The following is a 17,386-nucleotide window of genomic DNA, read 5'->3' as shown; positions in this document are numbered from 1 at the left end:
ATTTCTACACGAAACCGTCAAGAAACGGTAATATTCAAACGGTATGATAGAAGCATAGTAAAAAGGAGAATTTTTAGAAATGACATTAACAACTAAACAAATCAAATTAACTCTTGCAGGAGCAGCAACTTTCCTTGCTTTCCTTGCACCATCACTTGCTTTTGCAGATGAAACAATCACTTATACAGTTAAACCAGGTGACACTCTTTCAGAAATCGCTGAGAAGTACAACACCACTGTTGAAAAATTGGCAGAAAAAAACAAGATAGAGGATATTCATCTGATCTTTGTGAATCAAGTTTTGGTTATCGAAGGGACAGCTCCAGCTGCGAAAACTTATGAAGCACCAGCTGCAACAGGAGAAACAATCGAAGAGACTACGACTTACGAAGAAATAACTGAAACAACAACTTACGAAGCGCCAGCTGCTACAACCAGCACTTCTTATGAAGAAGAAAGTTACACAGCTTCAACTGTAAGTGGATCTGAAGCAGAAGCCAAAGAATGGATCGCTCAAAAAGAATCAGGCGGTAGCTACACAGCTACAAACGGGCGTTATATCGGACGTTACCAATTAACAGATTCATACTTGAACGGTGACTACTCAGCTGAAAACCAAGAACGTGTAGCAGATGCCTATGTTGCAGGACGTTACGGTTCATGGACAGCTGCCAAGAACTTCTGGCTTAACAACGGTTGGTATTAAGAAGATATAGAAAAGGAAGTCTTAATGACTTTCTTTTTTGTTTACAAAGATGTCAACTTCTCGCTCTAGCTCTGTTAGTAAGTGTTCATCTTCGACTAGTTTAGCTAAGGAGAGCCCATTTTGTATCAACTGAGCATCATTAGTACAAATCCCAATACGAATATAGCAGATGGCAAGCCTATCGTAGTGCTTCTTTTTCTTGGCATCCTCCAGTAAAGTGTAGCAGATTTGTTTACACATATTTCTATCTTGATTGTATAAGTAAATGGTGGAGAGGTTGAGTAGGATTGCCATTCGCAAGTCATATAAATGTTGATAGTTTTTATATACTTCTAAGCGTTGCAAGATTTTTCCAGTGATGAGATAGATATGCTCTATAGGAAAGGTAAAGAGAATGGTATTGAGGATTTTTAGGTCACTCTCATACCATGTATCTTGTTTTTCAATTTTTCTCCAAAGTTTCTTGACAATCTGTTCTGCGTGATCTGATAGTTCCCCTGTCCCGTGTTGACGGATATAAATGACAACTTCAAGCATATCTCGTATCTCTTTGATGGGGAGGTCGTGGTGAGTTTTGAGATAGTCTTGACATTTTTGAAATAGTTTTTCGAGTTCACTAGTCCCTAGGATTGAGCTCATATTGAGATAGGTTTGCATAATTTCTGTGCGTTGGCTAGGTTGATAGAGATGGCAAATATAGTCAAACTCTCCAAAGGTCATATTAATTTGCTGAAGAAGAAACTCCATATTCTCATATTTAGGAGTTGTTTTCCCGCTTTCGATTTTTGATAGGCTGGTTCTTGAAAGGACGCTGCCACAGACATCTTCTTGGGTCAACCCTTTTGACTCACGGATTTCTTTATAAACATTTCCAAAATCGTAGCGCATGATCTCCTCCTTATGTGTGAAAAAAGTAAAAAAAAAATAGAAATTGATTAAAAATATTGTATCATAGTAGTATAAAAAGTAAAAAAGAAATCTAAAATAAATTTTTGAAAAAGGGTAACAAATTCTACGACTAAGATGATAAAGTACTAATGGGGTATCTTTATGAAAAAAATCAGTAATTTTTGTATGTTACTCCTGCTTCTGTGTACTACTTTTTTTGTTTTTAATGTAAACTACACACGAGAAGTGGTTCGGATTCAGGAAATGGGAAAGACAGCGAGTTCTTTGGATGTATACTTGAAAGATGTCAATGAACCTGCAGAATCTGTTCTTCGATTTTTTGAGGATGTATCAAAGGAATACAAAGTATCCATCATCAAAACAGACAGTGGTGATGAGGTGATCAAGTCTGGTGTTTTTGATAAAGATACCTTCCCCTACCAAGAGTTTGGACTTTCTTCCCTTGATTTTACCAAAGATGGTGAAGGAGTCTACAGTAATAAAGAAATTTCCAATAAACTTGGTACGATTCCGACCTTTCTAAAAGCCAAGCCTATTCAGCTTATGACTTTTCAAGCCTATATCAAGGATACATCTCGTAGTTTAAATGGTCGCTATACGATTAGTTCGACTCAAGAGATGGATAGGGATCAGATTTTACAGAAATGGAGCGATTTTTTCAAGATAGACCAGGCTACCTTGCTAGAGCCGACCTACAAAAGTGCAGTGGAAGTCATAAATCGAGATTTGCTTTTATCTGCCATCATTTTTGTCTTGGCTATTTTGCTACTTGTGTTAGTAACAGTGTATCAGCCAATGATGGAGATGAAAAGAGTTGGAGTACAAAAATTACTTGGTTTTCAAGATCGGGCTGTTTTAGCTGATGTTGTTAAAGGCAACCTCTACCTCCTCCTAGGTGGGACGCTTGTGATCAATCTAGGAGTCTGTTTCTTGCTTGATTATAAGCCGAAAGATTTGTTCCCTATGTTATGGTTGTCTCATTTTTTGCTTTTGCAACTTTATCTCTTTATCAGTTGGTTGACTTATCTCTTAATCCAAAAAATGACAATCAGCTCTCTGCTGAAAGGTTTTTCATCTTTTAAATTTGGTTTGATATTTAATTATTTGATGAAAATAGGAACCACCATTTTACTGACGGTTTTACTGATTGGGGTGGGAAAAAGTTTGGAGCAAGAAAACAAAGAGTTGGATTACCAGAGACAGTGGATCAGTCAAGGAAATTATCTGACCTTAGAAACTTTCCAGCTCAATGATAATCTGTGGCAAGAGCAGTTGGCAGGTTCAGGGCAAGCAGTAGATTATTTCTATCGATTTTATCAGAATTTGGTAGAAAAAACGCAGGCGGGCTATGTGCAAACTAGTAACCTGCCTATAAAAAATTTTGCCACTGTAGAACAAGTGCAGCAGTATCAACTGGCTGATACGCTAACTGTTTACTATGCTAATCGCAATTTTCTAAAGAGCAAGGGATTCAAGCTACCCGATACCGGCACTAAAAAAGTTATTTTGATGCCAGCAAGTACGAAAGGTGAAGAAGATAAAAATCAGCTCTTGGGGAAATTAATTGCCTATCTTTCGATGAAGTATGAGGAGCAGCAAAAACGAACGATAGAGGAAATGGACGTCGAAATTGCTTACTATGAAGGTGATTGGTCATTCTTCCCCTATAACGAGAAGCGAAAGGAAAATCTCTACAATCCAATTATTAGCTTAGTCAATGATTCTGATATGATGTGGGATGAAAAAGCCTCCCTGTCAACAACAGGTTTAAATAATCCCATTAAAATCGAAAATACAGCCCAGCATCAAAAAGAGATTACAGAGTTAGTTGAGAAATTATCAGATGGGAATTATTTAAAATTTTCATCTATTCAAGCCATTCAGCAAGATAAAGTAGATTCTTACCGAGATGCTGTTCGGAATTTTAACCTACTCTTTGCTTTGTTTGGTCTCCTTAGCATGATGATTTCCTACTTCTTATTAGTAACAACTTTCTTATTGAAGCGAACAGATATTATTACCAAGAAGTTTATGGGGTGGAAATTGATAGATCGGTATCGTTCCTTGCTGGGGCTCCTATTAGCCGTTTATAGCCTTCCTTTTATGGTTTTGTTATTCTTTGCTCATGCTCTTTTTCCACTCTTGCTTTTCGCAGGATTTACAGGCTTAGATGTTCTGTTTGTACTTTGCTTGGGTTCTAAGATGGAAAAACGAAATGTAGCGCAGTTATTGAAAGGGGATCACTTATGATAAAGTTGGAAAATGTTACGAAAACCATTGGGAAAAAAGTTATTTTGGAGAGCTTATCTCTAAAGATTAACCAAGGAGATTTAGTTGCCATTGTTGGAAAAAGTGGTAGTGGCAAGTCAACCTTGTTAAATCTCTTGGGTTTGATAGATGGCGATTACAGTGGACATTATGAAATATTCGGTCAGAAAAATGTACCTGTCAATTCTGTTAAGTCTCAAGCGATTATCCGCGAACACATTTCCTATCTTTTTCAAAACTTTGCTCTGATTGACAATGAAACGGTAGAGTATAATCTCATGCTTGCTCTAAAGTATGTGAAATTGTCCAAGAAAGACAAAGTCAAAAAGATAGAAGAAATTTTAGAGAGAGTGGGGTTGCCATCAACTCTACATCAGAAGGTTTCAGAGTTATCTGGAGGGGAACAGCAGCGAATCGCAGTTGCTAGAGCCATTTTAAAACCCAGTCAGCTCCTGTTAGCAGACGAACCAACCGGTTCTCTAGATCCTGAAAATCGAGATTTGGTTTTAAACTTTCTCTTAGATATGAACAAGGAAGGGAAAACGGTCATTATCGTTACCCACGATGCCTATGTGGCTCAACAATGCCATCGAGTCATTGAATTGTGAAAGAGAATGTAGGGAGTTCGTTTATCTCTCTGTCGTCTGACATTTAATAGGGTGATTATATTTTTCCAAAAAATGAATAGCATAAATACGCTTAGGGATAACATTTTTATGTAATTTCCCTAAGTTTTTTTGTTTAAAATGAAATAAAATTCAGTTTTGGCTTGACAAATGTTTTCGAGAGGTGTATTATTTATACAATTTAAAAGTATAAAAATAAGAGGAGGTTTTCTATGAATAAAGTAAAGAAGGTGCTGATGGCGATGTTTAGTTTGCTTATGTTTCCCTTGTTATTTGCTTGTAGTAACAGTCAGGCCCAAGGTGTTGAAGCCATTAAGGCTAAAGGGAAATTGGTGGTGGCCCTAAATCCAGAGTTTGCTCCATTTGAATACCAGAAATTGGTTGATGGGAAAAATCAGATTGTAGGTTCAGATGTTGAACTAGCCAAAGCCATCGCAAAGGAACTAGGTGTGGAAGTGGAGCTTTCTCCAATGAGTTTTGACAATGTACTGGCTAGTCTTGATTCAGGTAAGGCCGTTCTTGCCATATCAGGTGTTTCTAAAACGGAGGAGAGAAGTAAAGTTTACGATTTTTCAATTCCCTACTACACTTCGAAAAATAAGGTTATCGTAAGAAAATCTGAATTAACGAATTACCAATCTGTGAAGGATTTGGCTCAGAAAAAGGTTGGAGCGCAGAAAGGTTCGATACAGGAGACTTTGGTCAAAGAAACCTTGCAGAATTCTTCTCTCGTTTCACTTCCTAAAAATGGAAATTTGATAACAGATTTGAAATCAGGGCAATTGGACGCGGTTATCTTTGAGGAGCCAGTGGCGAAAGGATATGTAGAGAATAATCCAGACCTAGCCATCGCTGAGTTTGATGTTGACAATGATAAAGAAGATTCCTACGCTGTTGCAATGAAAAAAGACAGTAAGGAATTAAAAGATGCGGTTGACAAAACCATCCAGAAGCTGAAGGATTCTGGGGAGTTGGACAAATTGATTGACGATGCTTTTAAAGCCTCTATCGAAAAATAGAAAGAAGGATGAGAAATGAGTAAGGAAAAAGTCATTTTAGCCTATTCAGGTGGATTGGATACATCAGTTGCGATTACATGGTTAAAAAAAGACTACGATGTGATTGCTGTTTGTATGGATGTGGGTGAAGGAAAAGATTTGGAGTTCATCCACGATAAAGCTCTCAAGGTTGGGGCTGTTGAGTCTTATGTCATTGATGTTAAGGGCGAATTTGCTAATGACTATGTATTAGTGGCCCTTCAGGCTCATGCCTACTATGAACAAAAGTATCCCTTGGTATCCGCTCTGAGTCGCCCTCTTATTTCAAAAAAACTAGTTGAAATAGCTCATCAGACGGGGGCAACCACAATTGCTCATGGTTGCACAGGCAAGGGAAACGACCAAGTTCGGTTTGAAGTCTCTATTGCAGCTTTGGATCCCAATCTAAAGGTAGTTGCGCCTGTTCGTGAGTGGAAATGGTCTCGTGAAGAAGAAATCCAATATGCCAAAGAAAATGGCGTCCCAGTTCCTGCTGACCTTGACAATCCTTACTCTATTGACCAAAATCTTTGGGGACGTGCAAATGAATGTGGTGTTTTGGAAAACCCTTGGAACCAAGCACCAGAAGAAGCATTTGGGATCACGTCTTCGCCAGAAGAGGCGCCAGACAGTCCAGAATTTATTGACATTGAGTTTAGCTGCGGGGTGCCCATCTCCCTCAATGGTGAGAAGATGAAAGTGGCGGCTTTGATTCAAAAGCTAAATGAAATTGCAGGCAAACACGGTGTCGGTCGTATTGACCATGTGGAAAATCGCCTAGTCGGTATTAAGTCTAGAGAGATTTATGAGTGCCCAGGTGCTGTGACTTTATTGGCAGCTCATAAGGAGATTGAGGACTTGACTCTCGTGAGAGAAGTGGCTCATTTCAAACCCATTATCGAAAATGAATTGTCCAATCTCATCTATAATGCCTTGTGGTTTAGCCCAGCAACTCAGGCTTTGATTGCCTATATCAAGGAGACACAGAAAGTTGTCAATGGAACTGCAAAAGTTAAACTCTATAAGGGGAACGCCCAGGTAGTGGCTCGGAAATCACCAAATTCTCTTTACGATGAAAATTTGGCGACTTATACTAGTGCGGATACTTTTGACCAAGATGCGGCTGTTGGTTTTATCAAGCTTTGGGGGCTTCCGACTAAGGTTTATTCAGAAGTTCAGAAAAATGTTGAGTAGTGACGCGATAGAAAGGGACGACAGGATATGCCGAAAAATAAAAAATTATGGGGTGGTCGATTTGAAGGCACTGTGGAAGATTGGGTAGAACAGTTCGGTGCGAGTATTTCCTTTGACCACCAGCTGGCAAAATTTGATTTGATGGGTTCCTTAGCTCATGTTCAAATGCTAGGACAGACTGGCATTTTAAGCTTGGAAGAGGCAGAGCAGATCCAAGATGGTCTGAAAGCTTTGTTGCGAGATTTAGAGGCGGGAGAGCTTCATTTTGATATTGCAAATGAAGATATTCATATGAATATGGAAGTGTTGCTGACAGAGAAAATCGGTCCTCTGGCTGGGAAATTGCACACGGCTCGTTCTCGGAATGACCAAGTCGCAACGGATATGCACTTATATCTAAAGAAGCAGCTTGGGCATGTCTTGGATAAGTTGGCGAGTCTAAACCGTGTTTTGCTGGATTTGGCTGAAAAACATGTGGAAACCATCATGCCAGGCTATACCCATTTACAGCACGCCCAACCGATTAGTTTTGCCCACCATCTCATGGCTTATTACAATATGTTCCAAAGGGATAGTGAGCGCTTTGCATTTAACTTGAAACATACGGATCTATCTCCCCTGGGTGCAGCTGCCTTGGCAGGGACAACTTTTCCAATCGATCGTCAATTATCGAGTGATTTACTGGGCTTCCAACAGCCCTATACCAATTCCTTGGACGCAGTGAGTGACCGTGATTTTATCTTGGAATTCCTGTCAAATGCCAGCATTTTGATGATGCATATGAGTCGTTTTTGTGAGGAAATCATCAATTGGTGCAGTTTTGAGTATCAGTACATTAGCTTGTCTGATAGCTTTTCAACGGGTTCGTCTATCATGCCCCAGAAGAAAAATCCTGATATGGCCGAATTGATTCGAGGGAAGTCAGGACGGGTTTACGGGCACTTACTTGGACTATTGACCGTCATGAAGTCTTTGCCTCTGGCCTATAATAAGGATTTGCAAGAGGACAAGGAAGGCATGTTTGATACAGTAGAAACAATTTTAAATTCTCTGGATGTGTTGGCAGGTATGCTATCGAGCATGCAGGTTAATAAGGCCAAAATGCAGCAATCCACAGAGAATGATTTTTCGAATGCGACCGAACTGGCAGATTATTTGGCAGAAAAAGGCCTCCCTTTTAGAGAAGCGCATGAAATAGTAGGGAAATTGGTTCTAGACTCTATCAAGCATGGTAAAAATATCCAAGATTGGGATTTGAAGGAGTTGCAAACCTACCATCCCTTGATTGAAGAGGATATTTATATCTACTTGCGTCCGGAGACTGCTGTTCAGAGACGGAATTCCTTAGGAGGAACCGGCTTTGAGCAAGTGAAATACCAGATAGAACAAGCGAAGAAAGAACTTAAAGGGGGAAATTGATTCGTTTGCAAAGTAAGAAAGAGAGGTTGAGATGATTTATCAGTCTCTTTCTTGTCTTCTCTAACTAAGCGTGTTATAATGAATACTGCTCAAGCGACCTTCAATCGTGAAGCACACACGACCTTCAATCGTGAATTAGTCATTTCGTTTATCTTTTATTACGTCGTTAACTCGTCTTGCCTAACTCAAGTTATGCCTGCGACTCGTTGCCTAGTCCTAAAAGCAAACGAAATGCCTATACTCAAAGAAATTCTATTGAAAGTCATAATGAATAGAATTTTGAAGGGTATGAATAAACGAATAGATGGGAGACTTACCATGAGTGATAACTCTAAAACACGTGTTGTCGTGGGGATGAGTGGTGGTGTTGATTCGTCGGTGACGGCTCTCTTGCTCAAGGAGCAGGGCTACGATGTGATCGGTATCTTCATGAAGAACTGGGACGACACAGATGAAAATGGCGTCTGTACGGCGACCGAAGATTACAAGGATGTGGCTGCGGTGGCAGACCAGATCGGCATTCCTTACTACTCTGTCAATTTTGAAAAAGAGTACTGGGACCGCGTCTTTGAGTATTTCCTAGCGGAATACCGTGCAGGGCGCACGCCAAATCCAGATGTTATGTGTAACAAGGAAATCAAGTTCAAGGCCTTTTTGGACTATGCTATGACCTTAGGCGCAGACTATGTAGCGACTGGGCATTATGCTCGAGTGGCGCGTGATGAGGATGGCATCGTTCACATGCTTCGTGGCGTGGACAATGGCAAGGATCAGACCTATTTCCTCAGCCAACTTTCTCAAGAACAACTCCAAAAAACCATGTTTCCATTGGGACATTTGGAAAAGCCTGAAGTTCGCAGACTAGCTGAAGAAGCAGGACTTGCGACTGCTAAGAAGAAAGATTCGACAGGGATTTGTTTTATCGGAGAAAAGAACTTTAAAAACTTTCTCAGTAACTACCTACCAGCCCAGCCTGGTCGTATGATGACTGTGGATGGACGCGATATGGGTGAGCATGCAGGTCTGATGTATTATACAATCGGTCAGCGTGGCGGACTCGGTATCGGTGGCCAACACGGTGGTGACAATGCCCCTTGGTTCGTTGTCGGAAAAGACCTGAGCAAGAATATTCTCTATGTCGGCCAAGGCTTCTATCATGATTCGCTCATGTCAACAAGCCTAGAAGCCAGTCAAGTCCACTTTACTCGTGACATGTCAGAGGAATTTACGCTAGAATGTACGGCTAAATTCCGCTACCGTCAGCCTGATTCTAAGGTGACTGTACATGTCAAAGGAGACAAGGCAGAAGTCATCTTTGCAGAGCCACAGCGCGCGATCACACCAGGACAGGCAGTTGTCTTTTACGATGGCGAAGAGTGTCTAGGTGGCGGTTTGATTGACAATGCCTACCGCGATGGACAAGTTTGTCAGTACATTTAGATTGACAAATTTTCCCAATTTGCTACAATAATAAAAGCAATAGAAATGATGGTCAAAGCTCATGGATGTTGCAGGCTTTTTTGTCCTGCACTTCTTTCGAGTTTTGACTGTTTTTGTGTCGTTTAGAGGAAAGGATAAAAATGACTCAACAAGACTTTCGGACAAAAGTGGGAAAAACAGTTTTTGGTGTTCGGGCGACAGCCTTGATTCTTCAAAATCGCAAACTCCTAGTCACCAAAGATAAGGACAAGTATTACACTATCGGCGGTGCCATCCAAGTCAATGAAAGAACGGAAGACGCGGTAGTCCGCGAAGTGAGGGAAGAACTAGGTGTCAAAGCTCAAGCTGGGCAGCTAGCTTTCGTGGTTGAAAATCGTTTTGAACAGGGCGGTGTTTCCTATCACAACATCGAGTTTCATTATTTGGTAGACTTGCTGGAGGATGCCCCGTTGACCATGCAGGAAGACAAAAAAACGCAGCCTTGTGAGTGGATTGACTTGGATGAGTTGGAAGATTGCCAGCTGGTTCCAGCCTTTTTAAGAACAGCCCTACCAGATTGGGACGGTCAACTAAGACACATTCATCTTGAGGAATAGGAGAGAAAATGACTTATAATTTTACGGAAGAATACGATATTATTGTAATCGGTGCGGGACACGCTGGGGTTGAGGCTTCCTTAGCTGCCAGCCGTATGGGTTGTAAGGTCTTGCTTGCGACTATCAACATTGAAATGCTGGCTTTCATGCCTTGTAACCCCTCTATCGGTGGTTCTGCTAAGGGGATTGTCGTACGTGAGGTAGATGCCCTCGGTGGCGAAATGGCCAAGAATATTGACAAGACCTACATCCAGATGAAGATGCTCAACACTGGGAAAGGTCCAGCTGTCCGTGCCCTTCGTGCGCAGGCTGACAAGGAACTTTACTCTAAGGAAATGCGCAAGACAGTTGAAAATCAAGAAAATCTGACCCTTCGTCAAACCATGATTGATGAGATTTTGGTGGAAGATGGCAAGGTTGTTGGTGTGCGGACGGCGACCCATCAAGAGTATGCTGCCAAGGCTGTTATCGTGACTACAGGGACTGCTCTCCGTGGGGAAATTATCATCGGAGACCTAAAGTATTCATCAGGTCCTAACCACAGTCTAGCTTCTATTAACCTAGCTGACAATCTTAAGAATCTCGGACTCGAAATTGGTCGTTTCAAGACGGGGACACCTCCACGTGTTAAGGCTTCTTCTATCAATTACGATGTGACAGAGATTCAGCCAGGGGACGAAGCGCCAAATCACTTTTCTTATACTTCGCGTGATGAAGATTATGTCAAGGACCAAGTGCCATGCTGGTTGACCTATACCAACGGTACCAGTCATGAGATTATCCAAAACAATCTCCACCGTGCGCCTATGTTTACAGGTGTGGTCAAGGGAGTGGGGCCTCGTTACTGTCCGTCGATTGAGGACAAGATTGTGCGCTTTGCGGACAAGGAACGCCACCAACTTTTCCTAGAGCCGGAAGGGCGCAATACAGAGGAAGTCTATGTCCAAGGTCTTTCAACCAGTCTACCTGAGGATGTCCAACGCGAGCTGGTTCATTCCATCAAAGGTTTGGAAAATGCTGAAATGATGCGAACTGGTTATGCCATTGAGTACGACATGGTCTTGCCACACCAGTTACGTGCGACTCTGGAAACCAAGAAAATCTCAGGACTTTTCACAGCTGGTCAGACAAATGGAACGTCAGGTTACGAAGAAGCAGCTGGTCAAGGGATTATCGCTGGTATCAATGCAGCTCTGAAAATCCAAGGCAAGCCAGAGTTGATTTTGAAACGAAGCGACGGTTATATCGGGGTGATGATTGACGACTTGGTGACCAAGGGGACCATTGAACCCTACCGTCTCTTGACCAGTCGAGCTGAATACCGTCTCATTCTTCGTCATGACAATGCTGATATGCGTTTGACCGAGATGGGACGCGAGATTGGCCTTGTTGACGATGAACGCTGGGCTCGTTTTGAAATCAAGAAAAATCAATTTGACAATGAGATGAAGCGACTAGATAGCATCAAACTCAAACCAGTCAAGGAAACCAATGCTAAGGTTGAGGAGATGGGCTTCAAGCCATTGACAGATGCAGTGACAGCCAAAGAATTTCTCCGTCGCCCAGAAGTCTCTTACCAAGATGTGGTGACCTTCATCGGGCCAGCTGCTGAGGACTTAGATGACAAGATTATCGAATTGATTGAAACAGAAATCAAGTACGAAGGCTATATTTCCAAAGCCATGGATCAGGTTGCCAAGATGAAACGCATGGAAGAAAAACGCATTCCTTCTAACATCGACTGGGATGATATTGATTCTATTGCGACAGAAGCTCGCCAAAAGTTCAAACTCATCAATCCAGAAACTATCGGCCAAGCCAGCCGTATTTCGGGAGTAAACCCAGCAGATATTTCCATTTTGATGGTGTATCTTGAAGGTAAAAATCGTAGTATTTCTAAAAATCAAGAAAAGAAAGCATAGAAAAAACAGCTCCGAAGACGGGGCTGTTTTGTTGACTTGTACTCAATGAAAATCAAAGAGCAAACTAGGAAGTTAGCCGAAGGCTGTACTTGAGTACGGCAAGGCGAAGCTGACGTGGTTTGAATTTGATTTTCGAAGAGTATTATTCTTCATCTGGTGTGAGGATCATAGGGATGATAATCGGCTCACGTTCTGTATTTTCATAGAGGAATGGGCGAATGGCATTGACGATAGCACCGTTGACAGATTGGATACTAGCATCCTTGTTTTTTAATGCGATACGAATTGCATTGAAGAGGATGCGCTGGCTTTGGCGAATCAAGTCGCCAGACTCTCGCATGTAGACAAAGCCTCGGCTGAGGATGTCTGGACCAGACAAGATCATTTTAGATTTGAAGTCAACAGTTGCGACTGCAAGTACGACACCGTCTTCAGATAGATCACGACGGTCTTTGAGGACAGCTGCACCGATTTCGCCAATACGATTTCCATCGACATAGATGTCTTGGGCGTTGAAATGGCCTGCGATACGAGCAGAGTTAGCAGTAAGGGCAAGCACATCACCATTGCTCATGATAAAGATGTTGTCCTTCTCGACACCAGTATCCACCGCTAGTCCAGCATGGACTTTCTGCATACGGTATTCACCATGGACAGGCATGAAGTATTTGGGCTTGATCAAGCGGAGCATGAGTTTTTGCTCTTGCTGACCACCGTGTCCAGAGGTGTGGATATTGTTGATTTTACCGTGGATAACTTCAACACCAGCTTCTGAGATGATGTTAATCAATTTGTTGACGCTAGTAGTATTTCCGGGTATTGGGCTAGAAGAGAAGATAACAGTATCGCCGGGTTGGAGTTGCACCTGACGGTGGGTTCCATTGGCGATACGAGAGAGGGCTGCCATCGGCTCACCCTGACTACCTGTACAGAGGATTAGAATCTCGCCTGCAGGGTAGTCTTTGATTTCATTTGGCTCGATAAAGGTTCCCTTAGGAGCTTTGATGTAGCCAAGTTCGATACCGTTGACAATGGCCTTTTCCATAGAGCGGCCAAAGACTGCAATCTTGCGTCCAGTCTTAACAGCGGCATCCGTTGCTTGCTGGAGACGGAAGATATTTGAGGCAAAGGATGCAAAGATGATACGACCTTCGATGCCTTGGATAATCTTCATGATGGACTGGCCAACGACTTTTTCAGAGTTGGTAAAGGTTGGCACTTCTGCATTTGTCGAGTCAGAGAGGAGACAGAGAACACCCTCTTCACCAAGAGCTGCCATACGGTGCAAGTCTGCAGGTTCACCAACTGGAGTGAAGTCGAACTTGAAGTCACCCGTACAGACGATTTTTCCTTGAGGAGTATGGATGACAATCCCCAAAGGCTCTGGAATAGAGTGAGTGGTTCTAAAGAAAGTTGCCTTGAGATTTTTAAAGGTCAACTCAGTGTTGTGGTTGATTTCGTAAAGTTTGGCGTTGCGCAAGAGACCGTGTTCTTCGAGTTTTCCACGGATCAAAGCCAGGGCAAGCGGTCCAGCGTAGATAGGGACGTTTGCTTGTTTGAGAAGGAAAGGAATCCCACCAATGTGGTCCTCGTGTCCGTGTGTAATCAAAACAGCCTTGACGCGGTCGATATTGTCCACGATGTAAGAGTAATCAGGAATGACATAGTCGATACCCAGCAAGTCATCTTCTGGGAATTTAATCCCAGCATCGACGATGATAATCTCGTCTTGGTATTCAATTCCGTAAGTGTTTTTCCCGATTTCTCCCAGACCACCGATGGCAAAAACGCCGACTTCTTCAGGTTTAAGAGTGTAGGCCATATTAGAACTCCGTGATCTCGAAAGCGCCAGTTTCTTTTTCGTAATCTAGCAATTTGTCAGACAAGAGTTCGATATACTCGATATTGTACTCTGGGCGATTTTCTTCGACAAGTTGGCGAGCAGCGATGCGGCCCTCAAGTTCTGAGCTGGCATCAATGTCTAGGTAAAGTGCGCGTGTTGTTTCACGGCGTGGGCTACGTTCTTTTGTTTCTTGATAAAAAACTTTGTAAATCATATAGTTCCTTTCTATTTACAGGTCAGCTTATTCCAAACTTTTAGTAGAGATTTGCTTGATTTCATTCCATTTTGTGTCTAGATTGACCTTGATTCGTTACAATTATTTCAATTATACCACAAAATGAAAAATTAGTAAAAGACGGAAATGGAGAAAGTCGGGAGGGGAAGAAGGAGCAAAAAGACAGATAGAATTTTGTTGGAGAGCGCTTAGGTGTTATAATGGAAAGAGAAAGGGAAGTTTATGGATGGGAATATTCCCTATAGCTTTTAAAACAAGGAGAATTAAGGATGTTTAGTTTGTTTGAATTTGCGATCGGGGTTCGCCTCTTGATGTTTATAGTCTTTGTAGCCTGTGTCTATGGTGGAAATCTTATTTTTACGTATCTAGAACACCGCAAAACAAAATTCCTTTGGAAGCTTGCTTTTGTGACACTCTATTCAATTTTTCTCCTTCTTGTCACCTATGTTGTCTGGCTCGTTTTTCATTTTGGTTTAAATGTTTGAGCTCAATTATTCATCTAAATATACAGAAAAACCACCTCGTCTTGATAGATGGGGCGGATTTTTCTATTTTTAGGTGATATCCTTATGTTTACGATGATGATTTCTCGCATCGAAAATCGAGTTGAAACATAAAAAGAAAACAATACAAACCGATAAATCAATTGGCAAGGGGATTCTGATTATGTTTAAATCATTGAAAATGCTGAGCAAACTGTAAGAGACGAAGAGAATAAAATTTACCCTTCTAAAAATGTGTCTTTTATCTAGCATGACTTATCCAAACTTTTTACGAAGTTCCTTTCAATTGCCTTGGTCACTTTTCTATTCGGAAAAGATAGGAAAAATCTGCAACTTTTTTAAATTTTTGTGCCTTCCTCTTTGTCTCAGTGGTAAGGCTTTTTGTTTCAAAACAAAGAAAATTCCCATGCGCTGGCTTTTGTAGTATAATAGTAAACAGACAAAAAGATAGGAATGTGTTATGAAAGTATTAGCTTTTGATACGTCCAGCAAGGCTCTTTCTCTCGCTATTTTAGAGGACAAGCAGATTCTTGCTGAGACGACGATTAATATCAAGAAAAATCACAGTATTACCCTCATGCCTGCCATCGATTTTTTGATGGCAAGTTTGGACTGGACGCCTAAGGATTTGGATCGAATCGTGGTGGCTGAAGGACCAGGTAGCTACACAGGTTTGCGAATCGCGGTAGCGACTGCCAAGACCTTGGTCCATACTCTAAACATTGAGTTAGTTGGCATGTCCAGCCTCTTGGCTCTGGTACCACGCCAACAAGAAGGTCTGTTCGTTCCTTTGATGGATGCGCGTCGCAACAATGTTTATGCAGGGTTTTATGAAAATGCTCAGCCTGTCTTGCCAGAAGCGCACTTGTCTTTTGCGGAAGTGCTAGAGCAGGTCAAGGATGCTGAACAGGTGACTTTTGTTGGAGAAGTTGCCCCCTTTGTGGAGCAGATCCAAGAACAGCTACCACAAGCTAGCTACCAAGAAACCTTGCCAAATGCAGCTAATCTAGCTCTTTGGGCATGGGACAAGAAAGCAGACTCCTTGCACGACTTTGTGCCAAATTACCTCAAACGTGTTGAAGCTGAGGAAAATTGGCTCAAGAACCATACCGAGTCTGGTGAGTCCTACATTAAACGCCTATGATAGAGATCAAACGAATTCAAAGACAGCCTGACCTGGCTCAAGCTATTTACGCTGTCATGGCAGCTGTTTATCCAGTCAATCCGTGGACGCTGGAACAAATCCAAGCAGACCTGTCCCAAGACCAGACTTGGTACGCTCTGGCTTATGATGGGACAGAAGTGATTGGTTTTCTAGCTGTGCAGGAGAATCTCTTTGAGGCAGAAGTCTTGCAAATCGCTGTCAAACAAACCTATCAGGGTCAGGGAATTGCTTCAGCCTTGTTTGCAACATTACCAGTAGACAAGGAAATTTTCCTTGAAGTCAGAAAGTCAAATCAACGAGCACAAGCATTTTACAAGAAAGAAAAGATGGCGGTCATCGCTGAGCGCAAGGCCTACTATCATGATCCGGTCGAGGACGCCATCATCATGAAGAGAGAAATAGATGAAGGATAGATACATTTTAGCATTTGAGACATCCTGTGATGAGACCAGTGTCGCCGTCTTGAAAAACGACGATGAGCTCTTGTCCAATGTCATTGCGAGTCAAATTGAGAGCCACAAACGTTTTGGAGGCGTAGTGCCAGAAGTGGCCAGTCGTCACCATGTCGAGGTTATTACAGCCTGTATTGAGGAAGCTTTGACAGAAGCAGGGATTACTGAAAACGATGTGACAGCTGTTGCGGTTACCTATGGACCGGGCTTGGTTGGAGCACTGCTAGTTGGTTTGTCAGCTGCTAAGGCCTTTGCTTGGGCTCATGGACTTCCGCTGATTCCCGTTAACCACATGGCTGGTCACCTTATGGCGGCTCAGAGCGTTGAGCCTTTGGAGTTTCCCTTGCTAGCTCTCTTGGTTAGCGGTGGGCACACGGAGTTGGTCTATGTTTCCGAGGCTGGTGATTATAAGATTGTTGGGGAGACACGAGACGATGCGGTTGGTGAGGCCTATGATAAGGTTGGCCGTGTCATGGGATTGACCTATCCAGCAGGTCGCGAGATTGATGAGCTAGCTCATCAGGGGCAGGATATTTATGACTTTCCTCGTGCTATGATTAAAGAAGACAATCTGGAGTTCTCATTCTCAGGTTTGAAATCTGCCTTTATCAATCTTCACCACAATGCCGAGCAAAAGGGAGAAAGCTTGTCCAAGGAAGACCTGTCAGCATCCTTTCAAGCAGCAGTCATGGATATTCTCATGGCCAAAACCAAGAAGGCTTTAGGAAAATACCCTGTTAAAACTCTGGTCGTGGCAGGTGGTGTGGCTGCCAATAAAGGTCTCAGAGAACGCCTAGCAGCTGAAATCACTGACGTCAAGGTTATCATTCCACCTCTGCGTCTTTGCGGAGACAATGCAGGTATGATTGCCTATGCCAGCGTTAGCGAGTGGAACAAAGAAAACTTCGCAGGCTTGGACCTCAACGCCAGACCAAGTCTCGCCTTTGATACGGTGGAATAAAGAGTCAGCTTCGAGCTGGCTTTTTTGCTAAAATATTTTATAATATGTTAAAAAAGTAAAATTTTTTACGAATAGAATAGTAAAGGGAATTTTTAAAGGGGAGTTTGGCC

The 17,386-nt window shown here is 42.2% G+C and carries 16 protein-coding genes; 13 read left to right on the top strand and 3 right to left on the bottom strand.

Annotated elements, in window-relative coordinates; translation table 11 throughout:
* The first annotated feature begins 79 nt into the window (after positions 1-79).
* On the top strand, positions 80-706 hold the full coding sequence (gene apf / locus FQT28_RS09335; RefSeq protein WP_084975954.1) for an aggregation-promoting factor: 627 nt from the start codon (positions 80-82) through the stop codon (positions 704-706).
* A gap of 21 nt (positions 707-727) precedes the next feature.
* On the opposite strand, the gene FQT28_RS09330 is transcribed toward apf, so the two are convergent.
* The gene (locus tag FQT28_RS09330) at positions 728-1,594 is read right to left on the bottom strand and encodes a helix-turn-helix domain-containing protein (RefSeq protein WP_143990009.1); all 867 of its coding nucleotides are present in this window, start codon (positions 1,592-1,594) and stop codon (positions 728-730) included.
* A 162-nt stretch (positions 1,595-1,756) separates the two neighbouring features.
* Here FQT28_RS09330 and FQT28_RS09325 point away from each other — a divergent pair, with 162 nt between their 5' ends.
* From FQT28_RS09325 to mnmG, 8 genes are all read left to right on the top strand, one after another.
* Entirely contained in the window at positions 1,757-3,865 is a 2,109-nt protein-coding gene (locus tag FQT28_RS09325) for a bacteriocin-associated integral membrane family protein (protein ID WP_143990008.1), read from the top strand.
* The gene (locus tag FQT28_RS09320; RefSeq protein WP_143990007.1) at positions 3,862-4,491 is read left to right on the top strand and encodes an ABC transporter ATP-binding protein; all 630 of its coding nucleotides are present in this window, start codon (positions 3,862-3,864) and stop codon (positions 4,489-4,491) included. The genes FQT28_RS09325 and FQT28_RS09320 overlap by 4 nt, the downstream gene beginning before the upstream one ends.
* A 230-nt stretch (positions 4,492-4,721) precedes the next feature.
* A complete protein-coding gene (locus FQT28_RS09315; RefSeq protein WP_143990006.1) occupies positions 4,722-5,528 on the top strand; it encodes an ABC transporter substrate-binding protein in 807 nt (268 codons plus the stop codon).
* Positions 5,529-5,543: 15 nt separating this feature from the next.
* Entirely contained in the window at positions 5,544-6,740 is a 1,197-nt protein-coding gene (locus FQT28_RS09310; RefSeq protein WP_143990005.1) for an argininosuccinate synthase, read from the top strand.
* 27 nt (positions 6,741-6,767) lie between these two features.
* Positions 6,768-8,159, top strand: coding sequence for an argininosuccinate lyase (gene argH / locus FQT28_RS09305; RefSeq protein ID WP_143990004.1), 1,392 nt, complete (start codon positions 6,768-6,770; stop codon positions 8,157-8,159).
* Between the two features lie 318 nt (positions 8,160-8,477).
* Positions 8,478-9,599, top strand: coding sequence for a tRNA 2-thiouridine(34) synthase MnmA (mnmA, locus tag FQT28_RS09300; RefSeq protein WP_143990003.1), 1,122 nt, complete (start codon positions 8,478-8,480; stop codon positions 9,597-9,599).
* Positions 9,600-9,739: 140 nt separating this feature from the next.
* Entirely contained in the window at positions 9,740-10,195 is a 456-nt protein-coding gene (locus FQT28_RS09295; RefSeq protein WP_185952369.1) for an NUDIX hydrolase, read from the top strand.
* An 8-nt stretch (positions 10,196-10,203) separates the two neighbouring features.
* Positions 10,204-12,117 (top strand): tRNA uridine-5-carboxymethylaminomethyl(34) synthesis enzyme MnmG, encoded by a 1,914-nt coding sequence (mnmG, locus tag FQT28_RS09290; protein WP_143990001.1) that lies wholly within the window; start codon positions 10,204-10,206, stop codon positions 12,115-12,117.
* 142 nt (positions 12,118-12,259) lie between these two features.
* On the opposite strand, the gene rnjA is transcribed toward mnmG, so the two are convergent.
* Entirely contained in the window at positions 12,260-13,939 is a 1,680-nt protein-coding gene (gene rnjA / locus FQT28_RS09280) for a ribonuclease J1 (RefSeq protein WP_143990000.1), read from the bottom strand.
* Position 13,940: 1 nt separating this feature from the next.
* The gene (locus tag FQT28_RS09275) at positions 13,941-14,174 is read right to left on the bottom strand and encodes a DNA-dependent RNA polymerase subunit epsilon (RefSeq protein ID WP_000639572.1); all 234 of its coding nucleotides are present in this window, start codon (positions 14,172-14,174) and stop codon (positions 13,941-13,943) included.
* A gap of 290 nt (positions 14,175-14,464) precedes the next feature.
* Here FQT28_RS09275 and FQT28_RS09270 point away from each other — a divergent pair, with 290 nt between their 5' ends.
* The 4 genes from FQT28_RS09270 to tsaD all read left to right on the top strand — a co-directional run bounded on the left by FQT28_RS09270 (position 14,465) and on the right by tsaD (position 17,276).
* Positions 14,465-14,680, top strand: coding sequence for a hypothetical protein (locus tag FQT28_RS09270; RefSeq protein ID WP_000492020.1), 216 nt, complete (start codon positions 14,465-14,467; stop codon positions 14,678-14,680).
* Positions 14,681-15,158: 478 nt separating this feature from the next.
* On the top strand, positions 15,159-15,842 hold the full coding sequence (gene tsaB, locus FQT28_RS09260; protein ID WP_143989999.1) for a tRNA (adenosine(37)-N6)-threonylcarbamoyltransferase complex dimerization subunit type 1 TsaB: 684 nt from the start codon (positions 15,159-15,161) through the stop codon (positions 15,840-15,842).
* Positions 15,839-16,276, top strand: a complete 438-nt coding sequence (gene rimI, locus FQT28_RS09255) for a ribosomal protein S18-alanine N-acetyltransferase (protein WP_143989998.1) — start codon at positions 15,839-15,841, stop codon at positions 16,274-16,276. The genes tsaB and rimI overlap by 4 nt, the downstream gene beginning before the upstream one ends.
* A complete protein-coding gene (gene tsaD / locus FQT28_RS09250) occupies positions 16,266-17,276 on the top strand; it encodes a tRNA (adenosine(37)-N6)-threonylcarbamoyltransferase complex transferase subunit TsaD (RefSeq protein ID WP_143989997.1) in 1,011 nt (336 codons plus the stop codon). Before rimI ends, tsaD begins: the two co-directional genes overlap by 11 nt.
* Positions 17,277-17,386: the final 110 nt, after the last annotated feature.

The organism is Streptococcus oralis (assembly GCF_901543815.1).
In the GTDB taxonomy this organism is placed as follows: domain Bacteria; phylum Bacillota; class Bacilli; order Lactobacillales; family Streptococcaceae; genus Streptococcus; species Streptococcus oralis_CM.
Note: the sequence above shows the minus strand (reverse complement) of the source record. Positions and strands in the feature narration are given on the sequence as shown.

Coding starts and splice junctions, on each gene's coding strand:
- FQT28_RS09310 (WP_143990005.1), top strand. CDS start 5,544: ATGAGTAAGGAAAAAGTCATTTTAGCCTATTCAGGTGGATTGGATACA.
- rimI (WP_143989998.1), top strand. CDS start 15,839: ATGATAGAGATCAAACGAATTCAAAGACAGCCTGACCTGGCTCAAGCT.
- mnmG (WP_143990001.1), top strand. CDS start 10,204: ATGACTTATAATTTTACGGAAGAATACGATATTATTGTAATCGGTGCG.
- FQT28_RS09330 (WP_143990009.1), bottom strand. CDS start 1,594: ATGCGCTACGATTTTGGAAATGTTTATAAAGAAATCCGTGAGTCAAAA.
- FQT28_RS09275 (WP_000639572.1), bottom strand. CDS start 14,174: ATGATTTACAAAGTTTTTTATCAAGAAACAAAAGAACGTAGCCCACGC.
- tsaD (WP_143989997.1), top strand. CDS start 16,266: ATGAAGGATAGATACATTTTAGCATTTGAGACATCCTGTGATGAGACC.
- rnjA (WP_143990000.1), bottom strand. CDS start 13,939: ATGGCCTACACTCTTAAACCTGAAGAAGTCGGCGTTTTTGCCATCGGT.
- argH (WP_143990004.1), top strand. CDS start 6,768: ATGCCGAAAAATAAAAAATTATGGGGTGGTCGATTTGAAGGCACTGTG.
- tsaB (WP_143989999.1), top strand. CDS start 15,159: ATGAAAGTATTAGCTTTTGATACGTCCAGCAAGGCTCTTTCTCTCGCT.
- FQT28_RS09320 (WP_143990007.1), top strand. CDS start 3,862: ATGATAAAGTTGGAAAATGTTACGAAAACCATTGGGAAAAAAGTTATT.
- mnmA (WP_143990003.1), top strand. CDS start 8,478: ATGAGTGATAACTCTAAAACACGTGTTGTCGTGGGGATGAGTGGTGGT.
- FQT28_RS09270 (WP_000492020.1), top strand. CDS start 14,465: ATGTTTAGTTTGTTTGAATTTGCGATCGGGGTTCGCCTCTTGATGTTT.
- FQT28_RS09295 (WP_185952369.1), top strand. CDS start 9,740: ATGACTCAACAAGACTTTCGGACAAAAGTGGGAAAAACAGTTTTTGGT.
- FQT28_RS09315 (WP_143990006.1), top strand. CDS start 4,722: ATGAATAAAGTAAAGAAGGTGCTGATGGCGATGTTTAGTTTGCTTATG.
- FQT28_RS09325 (WP_143990008.1), top strand. CDS start 1,757: ATGAAAAAAATCAGTAATTTTTGTATGTTACTCCTGCTTCTGTGTACT.
- apf (WP_084975954.1), top strand. CDS start 80: ATGACATTAACAACTAAACAAATCAAATTAACTCTTGCAGGAGCAGCA.